The 12,590-nt window shown below is 71.1% G+C and carries 8 protein-coding genes and 1 pseudogene; 4 read left to right on the top strand and 5 right to left on the bottom strand.

The window, feature by feature from the left end; translation table 11 throughout:
• Positions 1-14: 14 nt before the first annotated feature.
• The gene (locus AC07DA_RS07435; protein ID WP_479125460.1) at positions 15-1,067 is read left to right on the top strand and encodes a sugar phosphate isomerase/epimerase family protein; all 1,053 of its coding nucleotides are present in this window, start codon (positions 15-17) and stop codon (positions 1,065-1,067) included.
• 142 nt (positions 1,068-1,209) lie between these two features.
• Here AC07DA_RS07435 and AC07DA_RS07430 read toward each other — a convergent pair whose 3' ends face one another.
• From AC07DA_RS07430 to AC07DA_RS07415, 4 genes are all read right to left on the bottom strand, one after another.
• Positions 1,210-2,598 carry an OFA family MFS transporter gene (locus AC07DA_RS07430; RefSeq protein ID WP_479125458.1) on the bottom strand — a complete coding sequence of 463 codons (1,389 nt, stop codon included), beginning with the start codon at positions 2,596-2,598 and terminating at the stop codon, positions 1,210-1,212.
• A gap of 122 nt (positions 2,599-2,720) precedes the next feature.
• A complete protein-coding gene (locus AC07DA_RS07425; protein WP_479125456.1) occupies positions 2,721-4,865 on the bottom strand; it encodes an acetate--CoA ligase family protein in 2,145 nt (714 codons plus the stop codon).
• Between the two features lie 4 nt (positions 4,866-4,869).
• Positions 4,870-6,111, bottom strand: coding sequence for a formyl-CoA transferase (frc, locus tag AC07DA_RS07420; protein ID WP_479125454.1), 1,242 nt, complete (start codon positions 6,109-6,111; stop codon positions 4,870-4,872).
• Positions 6,112-6,123: 12 nt separating this feature from the next.
• The gene (locus AC07DA_RS07415; RefSeq protein ID WP_479125452.1) at positions 6,124-7,806 is read right to left on the bottom strand and encodes a thiamine pyrophosphate-binding protein; all 1,683 of its coding nucleotides are present in this window, start codon (positions 7,804-7,806) and stop codon (positions 6,124-6,126) included.
• A gap of 175 nt (positions 7,807-7,981) precedes the next feature.
• Between AC07DA_RS07415 and sucC the strand changes: the two genes are divergently transcribed.
• The 3 genes from sucC (at position 7,982) to AC07DA_RS07400 (ending at position 12,449) form a co-directional block, all read left to right on the top strand.
• On the top strand, positions 7,982-9,112 hold the full coding sequence (gene sucC / locus AC07DA_RS07410; RefSeq protein WP_479125450.1) for an ADP-forming succinate--CoA ligase subunit beta: 1,131 nt from the start codon (positions 7,982-7,984) through the stop codon (positions 9,110-9,112).
• An 11-nt stretch (positions 9,113-9,123) separates the two neighbouring features.
• Positions 9,124-10,050, top strand: a complete 927-nt coding sequence (sucD, locus tag AC07DA_RS07405; RefSeq protein WP_479125449.1) for a succinate--CoA ligase subunit alpha — start codon at positions 9,124-9,126, stop codon at positions 10,048-10,050.
• A gap of 857 nt (positions 10,051-10,907) precedes the next feature.
• Positions 10,908-12,449 carry an aldehyde dehydrogenase family protein gene (locus AC07DA_RS07400; protein ID WP_479125448.1) on the top strand — a complete coding sequence of 514 codons (1,542 nt, stop codon included), beginning with the start codon at positions 10,908-10,910 and terminating at the stop codon, positions 12,447-12,449.
• Between the two features lie 42 nt (positions 12,450-12,491).
• Here the strand turns inward: AC07DA_RS07400 and AC07DA_RS07395 are convergent.
• Positions 12,492-12,590: pseudogene (locus AC07DA_RS07395) on the bottom strand (IS481 family transposase); the annotation flags it as partial.

The raw sequence follows: 12,590 nt of genomic DNA, 5'->3' as shown, positions 1-12,590 counted from the left end.
GAGGAGTTCCCCGCATGAGCCGCTTCTCCCAGCCCGACCCCGAGCTGAGCCACCGCCTCAGCAGACGAGGCATGCTCGGCGTGGCCGCCGGTGCCACCGCCGCCGCCCTGCTCGGCGCGGCGGCCCCCGCCACCGCGGCCCCGGCGACCGCCACCACCGGTACCGCCGCCGCGGGCAAGGGCCGCGGCCGGCCCGTCCTGCCGCCCGGCCGCCTCGGCATCCAGCTGTACAGCCTGCGCGACAAGGTCTCCACGCTCGGCTTCGGCCCCGTCTTCGCCGAACTGGAGCGGTACGGCTACGACGAGGTCGAGTTCGCCGGCTACACCCAGGGCTCGGCGGGCCCCATCACGCTCGCCCAGCTCAAGCGGCTGGCCCGCAGCCACGGCCTCAACCCGATCGGCAGCCACGTCGGCTACTACTCCGACGACCCCAACGCCTACACCTTCGCGCAGAACCTCACCAAGGTCCTCGACGACGCCCAGGCCCTCGGCCTGAAGCACATCGGCACGGCCGCCGGCCCGTTCCGCTACGGCTCGACCGTCGACGCCTGGAAGCGCGCCGCCGAGGACTTCAACACCTACGGGGCCGCGGCGAAGGCCCGCGGCATGAAGTTCTACCAGCACAACCACTCCGAGGAGTTCTCCTTCGCCACCGACAACCCCAAGGTCCGCCTGTACGACGTCCTGCTGAAGGAGACCGACCCGGACCTGGTGTACCTGGAGATGGACATCTACTGGGCCTACGTCGGCCAGTTCCGCTTCTCCAAGCGGCCCGACGGCACGGCCGCGCCGTTCGAGCCGCTCGACTACGTCCTGCGGCAGCCGGACCGCTACCCGCTGTTCCACGTCAAGGACGGCGAGAGCGACCCGTCGAACCCCTACGGCTACCGCATGACCGACGTCGGTGACGGCGACATCGACTACCGGCGGTTCATCTCCGCCGTGACCCGGCTGCGCGGCCACCGCCTGGCCCACCACTGGCAGGCCGAGCACGACAACCCGGCCGAGTCCTTCACCTTCGCGCGCCGCTCCAGCGCGCACCTGCACTCGCTGCGGGAGAAGTGCTGACGGCCGGAACGGCATCAGGAGGCCCCTCCCCCGGCGGGGAGGGGCCTCCTCATGGTGAGGCGGGGTGTCGGTCGTGCGACGGTGGGGCGGTGCGTGCGGCGTCGGTGGGTGATGACGAAGCCGGCCCGGATCCGGCGCCGTGTCAGGTCGTGTCCTCACCGAGCGGTTGCGGGTTCGGCGTGATGCGGCGGATCTGCTTGTCGCGTCCCGGCGGGGTGAGGAACAGGGCCACGCAGCCCGCGAAGAGCGAGATGGAACCGGCCAGGACGAAGGCACCGGAGTGTCCCCACGCGCCGACGACCACGGCACCCATGCCCGCTCCCAGGCCGGAGACCAGCTTGGCGCTGTAGACCATGCCGTAGTTGGACGCGTTGTTGTTCTCGCCGAAGTAGTCGGCGGTGAGCGCGGCGAACATCGGGAAGATGGCGCCGCCGCCGAAGCCGGAGATGGAGGAGAAGACCAGGAACAGCGGGAGGTTCTCGGCGTTCGCCGACCAGAGGATGCCGTACTGGGACAGGCCCAGGATGACGCACACCACCAGCAGGCACCGCTTGCGGCCGTACAGGTCGGACAGCCAGCCGATGACACCGCGGCCGGTGCCGTTGACGATGGCCTTCAGGGACATGGCCGTGGCGACGATGCCGCCCGCGAACCCGGCCTCCTCGCCGATCTCCACCTGGAAGGCGATGCCGAAGATGTTCACGCCGGACGTGCACGCCAGGCAGAACCACATCAGCGCCACCCGCCCGGTCTTCCACGCCTCCTTGGGGGAGTACTGGCGCACCGCCGGCGGGTTCATGCGCAGCGAACGGGCCGCGCGCGGGTCGGCCGGCGGGTTGAGCGGGTCGATGTCGGCGGGCCACCAGTTCTTCGGCGGGTCCTTGAAAAAGTAGCCGGAGCAGGCGACGATCCCGGCCAGGAACACACCCACCGAGACCAGCACCCAGCGGAAGTTGGTGAGGTCCATGTAGCCGTTGAAGAGGAAGACGAAAGGCACCGAGCCGTAGGCGAAACCGCCGTTGACGAAGCCGGTCTTGCCGCCCTTGCGCTCCGGATACCACTTGCCGACCATGTTGACGCAGGTGGCGTACACCATGCCCGCGCCCATGCCGCTGAACATGCTGAAGCCGATGTAGGCGAAGACGACGTGCGGTGCGAAGGCCAGTGACAGGTAGCCCAGGAGGGTGCCCGCCGCGCCGCACATCATGGCCCAGCGGGCCGGGAGTTTTCCGCTCTCACGCAGCTTGCCCGCGGGGAAGGCCACCGCGGCCTGGAAGAAGACCCAGACGGTCATCATCCAGAAGATGTGCATGCTGTCCCAGCTGTGCGCCGTGTGCAGGGTCTCCTCGGCGGACGCGAACGCGTACTCGGCGGAGGAGATGCCCATCATGCCGATCCAGGGCAGGATCACCATCCACTTGCGCTTGCGCCCCATGATGTCGATGTCGGTCTCACCGAGGCGGTAGACGCGGCCGTTCGCGTCGGTGACCTCCCGGTAGGGAACCGTGGTGGGCAGATCGGTCGTTGTCATGTCGTGTCGCACCCCTTGCGTCGAAAGATCTGGCCAGCGCCCCCTGTCCCATGCCTTTCGTGCGCGTGCGGGCCCCGGGGCCGGCCGACGCGCACCGTCGGCCGGCCCCCCGCTGCCTCACCTCATGTACCGCCCCCCAGCAGCCCCGCCGCCCGCGCCCAGCGGTACTTCGCGCCGAGCACGGCCACCGGCTTCTCGGTGGTGTACGGGTACGCCACGACCCCGCGCTCGAAGAGGTACTGGCAGGCCTCCTCGACCTCCACGTCCCCCGCCAGCGACGCCACCACGGGCTTGTCGATCCCGCGCTCGCGGAACTCGGCCACCACGCGCGCGGTGAGCTCGGCGAACACCATCGGGGGAGTGACGATCGTGTGCCAGTAGCCCAGGACCAGCGCGTGGACGCGCGGATCCTCCAGCCCCAGCCGGATCGTCGCCTCGTACGTCGACGGCGGCTCGCCCCCGGTGATGTCCACCGGATTGCCCGCCGCACCGAAGGGCGGAATGAACCTGCGGAACGCCTCGTCCAGGTCCGCCGGGATCTCCATCAGCGACAGGCCGTTGTCCGTCACCGCGTCGGAGAGCAGCACGCCGCTGCCGCCGGCGCCGGTGATGATCACGACGTTGTCGCCCTGCGGCGCGGGCAGCACGGGCAGGGCGCGCGCGTACTCCAGCATGTCGTTGAGTCCCGGGGCCCGGATGACACCGGCCTGGCGGAGGATGTCGTCGTACACGGCGTCGTCACCGGCGAGGGCGCCGGTGTGCGAACCGGCCGCCCGCGCACCCGCCGCCGTACGGCCCGCCTTGAGCACCACCACCGGTTTCTTCGGCACGGTCGCCCGCGCTGCCTCCACGAAGGCGCGCCCGTCCTTGAGGTCCTCCAGGTGCATCGCGATGCACTCGGTGTGCGGGTCCTCGCCGAACCAGGTCAGCAGGTCGTCCTCGTCCAGGTCCGACTTGTTGCCGAGCCCGACGATCGCCGACACGCCCGTCCTGGTGGTGCGGGCGAAGCCCAGGATGGCCATCCCGATGCCGCCCGACTGCGAGGTCAGCGCCACCCCGCCCTTGACGTCGTACGGCGTGCAGAACGTGGCGCACAGGTCCTGCCAGGTCGAGTAGTAGCCGTAGATGTTCGGCCCCAGCAGCCGCACGCCGTACCGCTCGGCGATGGCGACGATCTGCGCCTGGAGCTCGTGTTCGCCGGTCTCCGCGAACCCGGAGGGGATCAGCACGGCGTTCGGGATCTTCTTGCGCCCCACCTCTTCCAGGGCCGAGGCCACGAACCTGGCGGGGATCGCGAAGACCGCCACATCCACCTCACCGGGAACGTCGGTGACACTCTTGTACGCCTTGCGGCCCAGGATGTCATCGGCCTTGGGGTTCACCGGGTGGATGTCGCCCGCGAAACCCCCGTCGACGAGGTTGCGCATCACCGAGTTGCCGATCTTGCCCTGCTCGTTGGAGGCGCCGATGACGGCGACCGAGGCGGGCTGCATCAGCCGGCGCATCGAGGTGAGGATCTCGTCCCGGGAGTACTTCCGGCGGGGCGGGGGCTGCGACTCGGCGAGGATCACCCGGATGTCGGCCGCCATCGCCCCGTCCGCGGTGGCGATCACCGGGTTGAGGTCGACCTCCGCGATCTCCGGGAAGTCGGCGACGAGTTCGGAAACCCGCCGGATCTGCTCCGCCACGGCCCACCGGTCCACACCGGCCTGCCCGCGCACCCCGCGCAGGATCTCCGCCGAGCGGATCGAGTCCAGCATCGACAGCGCCTCGTCGGCGTCCACCGGCGCGAGCCGGAAGGTGACGTCCTTGAGGACCTCGACGAGCACCCCGCCGAGCCCGAACGCGACGACCTTCCCGAACGTCGGGTCCGTGACCGCCCCGACGATGACCTCCTGCCCCCGGGGCAGCAGCTCCTGCACCTGCACACCCGAGATCCGGGCCTTCGGGTCGTAGGCACGCGCGTTGTCGACGATGGTGTGGAACGCGGCCCGGACGGCGGCGGCGCCCTCGACGCCGACGAGCACCCCGCCGGCGTCGGTCTTGTGCAGGATGTCCGGCGAGACGATCTTCATCACGACGGGGCCGCCGAAGCGCGCGGCGAACGCCACGGCCTCGTCGACGTCGGCCGCCAGCTCCTCGCCCGGGACGGCGATGCCGTAGGCGTCGGCGAGCACCTTGCCCTCGGGCGCGGTCAGCGCGGTCCGGCCCTCGGCCCGCACGGAGTCGAGCAGCGAGCGCACCCGCGCCCGGCGGTCCTCGGCCATCACGTCAGATCACCCCGTTCGACTTGAGCAGGCGCACTTCCTCGTCGCCGAGGCCGAGTTCGCCGACGTAGACCTCTTCGTTGTGCTCGCCGAGCAGGGGGGAACTGGTGACCTCGACGGGGGAGTCGGACAGTTTGAGCGGACTGCCGACGGTCACGAACGCGCCCCGCTCCGGATGGGGCACCGTCACGACCATCTCGTTGGCGACCAGCGACCGGTCCTCGATGATCTCCCGCGTCGACAGGATCGGCCCGCACGGGATGTTGTGCGCGTTGAGCCGCTCCAGCACCTCCCACTTGGGCAGCGTCGAGGACCACTCCTCGATCAGCTGGAACATCTTGTTCAGCTTGGGCAGCCGCGCCTCGGGCGTCGCCCACTCGGGGTCGTCGGCCAGCTCCGGCCGGCCGATGAGCTCGCTGAGGGGCCGCCAGCCGACGGGCTGCACGATGACGTACACGTAGTCGTTCGGGCCGCCCGGCGCGCACTGGACGGCCCAGCCGGGCTGGCCGCCGCCGGACGCGTTGCCGGACCTGGGAACCTCGTCGCCGAAGTCCTCGTTGGGATATTCAGCGAGCGGCCCGTGTGCCAGGCGCTGCTGGTCCCGCAGCTTCACCCGGCACAGGTTCAGTACGGCGTGCTGCATGGCCACGTTGACCCGCTGCCCGCGACCGGTGCGCTCCCGTTGGTAGAGCGCGGCGAGGATGCCCGCGACGGCGTGCACCCCCGTCCCCGAGTCCCCGATCTGGGCCCCCGTCGCCAGCGGCGGCCCGTCCTCGAAACCGGTGGTCGCCATCGACCCGCCCATGGCCTGCGCGACGACCTCGTACGCCTTGAAGTTGGTGTACGGGCCCTCGCCGAACCCCTTGATGGAGGCATAGACGATACGCGGATTGATCTCCTTGATGCGGTCCCAGGTGAAGCCCATGCGGTCCACGGCGCCCGGCCCGAAGTTCTCGACCATCACGTCGGAGCGCCGGATCAGCTCGGTCAGGAGCTCCTTGCCGCGCTCGGTCTTGGTGTTGAGGGTGATGCTCCGCTTGTTGCAGTTGAGCATCGTGAAGTAGAGGGAGTCGACGTCCGGCAGATCACGCAGCTGCTTGCGCGTGATGTCGCCGGTCGGCGCCTCCAGCTTGACGACGTCCGCGCCGAGCCAGGCGAGCAGCTGGGTCGCCGAGGGCCCGGACTGGACGTGGGTCATGTCCAGGACGCGGATGCCGTCGAGAGCCCTGGTCGAGGTCTGGGTCATGCCAAGCGCTCCTCACTTGTACATGGTCTGGTTCATGGTTCCGGGGGCGTACGCGTCGGGGTCGACCCAGACGTTGATCAGGGACGGCTTGCCGGACTCACGGGCACGCCGCAGGGCCGGGCCGATCTCGGCGGGGTCGCGGACCTCCTCGCCGTGGCCGCCCAGCATCTGGGCGAACTTGTCGTAGTGGACGTCGCCGAGGGTGTTGCCGACCCGCTCGCGGTCCTTGCCGTACTTGGCGGCCTGGCCGTAGCGGATCTGGTTCATGGAGGAGTTGTTGCCGACGATGCCGACGAAGGGGAGGTCGTAACGGACGAGGGTTTCGAAGTCCCAGCCGGTCAGGGAGAAGGCGCCGTCGCCGAAGAGCGCGACGACCTCCTTGCCGGGCCGGGCCTGCTTGGCCGCGAGCACGAAGGGGACGCCGACGCCGAGCGTGCCGAGGGGGCCCGGGTCCATCCAGTGCCCGGGCGACTTGGGCTGCACGACCTGCCCGGAGAAGGTGACGATGTCGCCGCCGTCGCCGATGTAGACCGAGTCCTCGGTGAGGAAGTCGTTGATCTCGCTGACCAGGCGGTAGGGGTGGATCGGTGAGGCGTCGGACCGCAGCTGCGGCAGCCGCTTCTCCAGGGCGGTCTGCTCGGCCGCACGCAGCTCGTCCAGCCACTCCTTGCGCCTGGAGGCACCGCCGTTGACGCGCCCGGAGGCGGCCTCGGTCACCGACTTCAGCACGAGCCCGGCGTCGCCCACGATGCCGAGGTCGATGTCGCGGTTCTTGCCGACCGTGCGGTAGTCGAGGTCGATCTGCACGACGGTCGCGTCCTGCGACAGCCGCTTGCCGTAGCCCATGCGGAAGTCGAAGGGCGTGCCGACGATGACGATGACATCGGCGTGGGAGAAGGCGTACCTGCGCGAGAGCTGGAAGTGGTGCGGGTCGCCGGGCGGGAGGGTGCCGCGGCCGGAGCCGTTCATGTAGGCGGGGACGTTCAGCGTGCGCACCAGCTCGATGGCCGCCTCGGTGCCCCGGGTCGTCCAGACCTGGCTGCCGAGCAGGATGGCCGGCTTCTCGGCGTGCACCAGCAGGTCGGCGAGCCTCTCGATCGCCTCCGGGTCGCCGGCCGAGCGGGTCGAGGCGCGGTAGGCACCGGCCCGGGGCACACGTGCCTTGTCCACCGGCACTTTGGCGTCGAGCACGTCGCGCGGGATCTCCAGGAAGGAGGGGCCCGGCGCGCCGTGGAAGCACTCGCGGAACGCCATGGACACCATGTCCGCCGCGCGCGCCGTGTCCGGCACGGTCGCCGCGAACTTGGTGATGGGGTTCATCATGTCGACGTGCGGCAGGTCCTGCAGGGAGCCCATCTTGTGCTGGGTGAGGGCTCCCTGGCCGCCGATCAGCAGCATCGGGGACTCGGCGCGGAAGGCGTTGGCGACACCGGTGACGGCGTCGGTGGTCCCCGGGCCGGCGGTGACCACCGCGCAGCCGGGCTTGCCGGTGATGCGCGCGTAGCCGTCGGCGGCGTGGGCGGCGACCTGCTCGTGGCGGACGTCGACGACCTCGATGCCCTCGTCGACGCAGCCGTCGTAGATGTCGATGATGTGGCCGCCGCACAGGGTGTAGATGCGTTCGACCCCTTCGGCCTTGAGCGCCTTGGCTACGAGATGACCACCGGAGATCACGTCCTGGGTGTCGTCGGGCATGGCGAAGTCCTGTCCCTTCGTAGGGGGTTGGGGCGGCACGCGGTACATTGCATACAGTCGACGAATACTGTATGAAGCTTGTTATCCCGCATCCGGTGGATGGTGTCCAGGGGGCGTGCGGCACTTTCGGGCTCTGGGGGTCGCTCCCCGGAGGACACGGCAGTCAGGAGCCGGAATGGACCTGTACGAACACCAGGCAAGGGAACTCTTCGCGGAGCACGGCATCTTGGTGCCGAGGGCCGAGGTCACCGACTCGCCCGAGCAGGCACGCCACATCGCACGCCGCCTCGGCGGGCCCGTGGTGGTCAAGGCCCAGGTGAAAACCGGGGGCCGCGGCAAGGCGGGCGGCGTCAGACTCGCCGCCGATCCCGCCGCCGCCGAGCTCATCGCCCGTCAGATCCTCGGCATGGACATCAAGGGCCACACGGTCGGCACGGTGATGCTGGCCCAGCCCGTGGACATCGAGACCGAGTTCTACGTGTCCTACGTACTCGACCGCGCGGCCGGCCGCTTCCTCGCCATCGCCTCGGCCGAAGGCGGCATGGACATCGAGGAGGTGGCCGCGACCCGTCCCGAGGCCGTCGCCCGCGTCCCCGTCGACCCGGGCCAGGGCGTCACCTCCGCCAAGGCGGCCGAGATCGCCGAGGCGGCCGGCCTGCCGCAGCAGACCGTCGACGTCCTCGTCCGGCTCTGGGACGCCCTGGTCCGCGAGGACGCCCTCCTGGTCGAGGTGAACCCGCTCGTACGCACCCGGCAGGGGCGGATCCTCGCGCTCGACGGCAAGGTCACCCTCGACGACAACGCCCGCTTCCGGCAGGCCCGCTGGGGCGCCGACGAGGTGGAGCACGACGACTCCCTGGAGGCCGCGGCCGCCGCGAAGGGCCTCAACTACGTCAGGCTCGACGGCGAGGTGGGCATCATCGGCAACGGCGCGGGCCTGGTGATGTCGACCCTCGACGTGGTCGCGGGCTGCGGTGCCCGACCGGCCAACTTCCTCGACATCGGCGGCGGTGCGAGCGCGGGGGTCATGGCGGACGGACTGTCGGTCGTCCTGTCCGACCCCGCCGTGAAGTCCGTCTTCGTCAACGTCTTCGGCGGCATCACCGCCTGCGACGCGGTCGCCGACGGCATCGTCCGGGCGCTGGACACCGTCCGGCCGACCAAGCCGCTCGTCGTCCGCCTCGACGGCAACAACGCGGCCCGGGGCCGGGCCCTCCTCGACGAGCGCGCGCATCCGCTGGTCGAGCAGGTCACCACCATGGACGGCGCCGCCGCCCGTGCCGCCGAACTCGCCACCACGGCCTGAGAGGGAACACCATGGCCATCTACCTCACCAAGGAGAGCAAGGTCCTCGTCCAGGGCATGACCGGCGGCGAGGGCATGAAGCACACCCGGCGGATGCTCGCGGCCGGCACGAACGTCGTCGGCGGCGTCAATCCGCGCAAGGCCGGCCGCACCGTCGACTTCGACGTACCCCGGTGCCCGAACGGCCTGGGAGGCGCCCCCGTGACCGTCCCCGTCTTCGGCACGGTCGCCGAGGGGATGCGCGCGACGGGTGCGGACGTCACCGTCGTCTTCGTGCCGCCCGCCTTCGCCAAGGCCGCGGTGATCGAGGCCGCCGACGCCCGCATCGGGCTCGCCGTCGTCATCACCGAGGGCATCCCCGTGCACGACTCCGTCGCCTTCACCGCGTACGCCCGGGAGAGGGGCACGCGCGTCGTCGGTCCCAACTGCCCGGGGCTCATCAGCCCGGGCCAGTCCAACGCGGGCATCATCCCTGCCGACATCACCAAGCCGGGCCGCATCGGGCTGGTCTCCAAGTCGGGCACGCTGACGTACCAGCTCATGTACGAGCTGCGCGACATCGGCTTCTCTACGTGCGTCGGCATCGGCGGCGACCCCGTCGTGGGCACCACGCACATCGACTGCCTCGCCGCCTTCCAGGACGACCCCGAGACCGACCTGATCGTCCTCATCGGCGAGATCGGCGGCGACGCCGAGGAACGGGCGGCGGCGTACGTCCGTGAGCACGTCACCAAGCCCGTCGTCGGCTACATCGCCGGATTCACCGCGCCCGAGGGCCGGACCATGGGGCACGCGGGCGCGATCGTGTCCGGCTCCTCCGGTACGGCGCGGGCGAAGAAGGAGGCACTGGAGGCGGTCGGCGTCCGGGTGGGCAGCACCCCGACTGAGACCGCGAAACTCGTACTCGCGCTGCTCGAGGACCGGCAGCGGGCCGTGTGAGCCGGGAGATCCACAGCGGGCCGTTCGAGCCCGGGGCCTGTGCGGTCGTCCGGCCCGGGGCCTGTGCGGTCGTCCGGCCCGGGGCCTGTGCGGTCGTCCGGTCCGGGTCTGGGATGGGGTGGTTCGTGTCCGGGCCTGGGGGGGGGCGTGCCCGGGGTTGGGGCGGGGCGATCCGTATCCGGGGATGGGGCGGGGTCGTCCGTGCCCGGGCCTGGGGCGGGGCGGTCCGTACCCGGGGTTGGGGCAGGGTTGTCCGTGCCCGTATCTGGGGCGGCCGTGCGAGCCGGGATCCGCAACCGGCCCGGACGAGCCCGGGACCGTGGCGGGTCATCCGAAGCCCGGCCCGCATGGGGCGTTCAAACCCCGACCCGCATCGGTTTGTTCGAACCCCAGCCCACATGGGTCGTTCGAACCCCGGCCCGCATGCGTCCGTTCGAACCCCGGCTCACATGGGTTCGGCCGAACCCCGGCTCGCAGCGGGCCCGGCCGAACCCTGGCGCGCATCGGCCAGTTCGAATGCGGCCCGTAGCGGACCGAGCGAACCGCTGGTCTGTAGGGGTCAGTTCGCATCCCCGGTCCGTAGCGGTCAGTTCGCATCCCCGGCCCGTAGCGGTCAGCTGGCATCCCCGGCCCGTAGCGGTCCGTCCGAATCCCCGGTCCTTAGCGGACCATCTGGACCCCGGCCCACAGTGGCCCGCCCGAACCACCGCCCCCTGGCGGCCGTTTGAACCCCCGCCCGTAGCGGGCCGCCTGAACCCCGGCGTCGCGACGGGCTGTTGGCGCCCCATCCCCTACAGGTGGGCCGCCTGGGACTTCCCTTTTCCGCCCCGACCGTGCACCGAGAGCGGAGCCACCGCATGAAACACACCCTCACCCTCAAGTCCGGTACGTCCTGGGCCGAGGCGTGGCAGCGCTGCCTCGCCGTCGCCCCCGAGGCCTTCCGGGACGACCGGGTCCTCAACCTCTGGAACGCCCGCTGGCAGGCCGACGGACGGGCCCTGCCCGCCGCCAGCCCGGTCGACGGCAGTCCGGTCGCCGGCCCGCCGCGCCTGGACGGGGCCACCGCCCGGCGGGCCGTGCGCGCCGCCCTCGACCAGCACCGGGCCTGGCGGCACGTCCCGCTGGACGAACGCCGGGCCCGCACCGCGGCCACACTCGACGCCCTCGCCGAACACCGCGACCTGCTCGCTCTCCTGCTCGTCTGGGAGATCGGCAAGCCCTGGCGGCTCGCCCTGGCGGACGTCGACCGGGCGATCGACGGCGTCCGCTGGTACGTCGACGGCATCGAGCCGATGCTCGCCCACCGGGCCCCGCTGGACGGACCCGTGTCCAACATCGCCAGCTGGAACTACCCGATGAGCGTGCTCGTCCACGCCATGCTGGTGCAGGCACTGGCGGGCAACGCGGTCATCGCCAAGACCCCGACCGACGGCGGCGTCGCCTGCCTCACCCTGGCCTGCGCGCTCGCCGCGCGCGAGGGGGTTCCCGTGACCCTCGTCAGCGGCAGCGGAGGCGAGCTGTCCGAGGCACTCGTGCGGGCGCCCGAGATCGGCTGCGTCTCCTTCGTCGGCGGCCGCGACACCGGCGCCGCGGTGGCCACGGCCGTCGCCGACCTCGGCAAACGACACGTCCTCGAACAGGAGGGACTCAACACCTGGGGCATCTGGAACCACTCGGACTGGGACGCGCTCACCGCGGTGATCCCCAAGCTCTTCGACTACGGCAAGCAGCGCTGCACGGCGTACCCGCGCTTCGTCGTCCAGCGGCAGCTGTTCGACCAGTTCCTGGCGGCGTACCTCCCGGCGGTGCGCGCGCTCAGGGTCGGGCATCCGCTTGCCGTGCGGGATCCCGGCGACCCCTTCCCCGACCTGGACTTCGGGCCGGTGATCAACGCGGCCAAGGCGAAGGAGCTGCGCGATCAGGTCACCGAAGCGGTCGAGCGTGGAGCGGTGCCGCTGCACCGCGGCAGCCCGGACGACGCGCGCTTCATGCCCGGGCAGGACACCTCCGCCTACGTCCAGCCCGTGACGCTCCTGAACCCGCCGCGTTCCTCCCCGCTGCATCACGCGGAACCGTTCGGTCCGGTCGACACGATCGTCCTGGTCGACACCGAGGCGGAGTTGCTGGCCGCGATGAACGCCTCCAACGGAGCGCTGGTGGCGACGCTGTCCACGGACGACCGGACCACCTACGAGCGACTCGCCCCGCAGATCCGGGCGTTCAAGGTCGGCCACGGCCGGCCCCGCTCCCGCGGCGACCGCGACGAGCTGTTCGGCGGGCTCGGGGCGTCCTGGCGCGGCGCGTTCGTGGGCGGCGAGCTCCTGGTGCGCGCGGTGACGCGCGGACCGGCGGGGGAGCGGCTGCCGGGGAACTTCCCGGAGTACCAGCTGGTGCCCTGAGAAGGGAGGACGGCGTACGGCACGGGGCATGCCGCACACGCCCTAACTGTGCTGTCCGGACAGGTTGGTGACGCGGCTGGCTGGGGTGTGGCCGCTGATGCCGGTGTGGGGTCGGTGGTAGTTGTACCAGTCCAGCCAGTC

The organism is Streptomyces sp. NPDC044921 (assembly GCF_056432865.1).
This window is presented reverse-complemented; position numbering and strand designations above follow the sequence as displayed.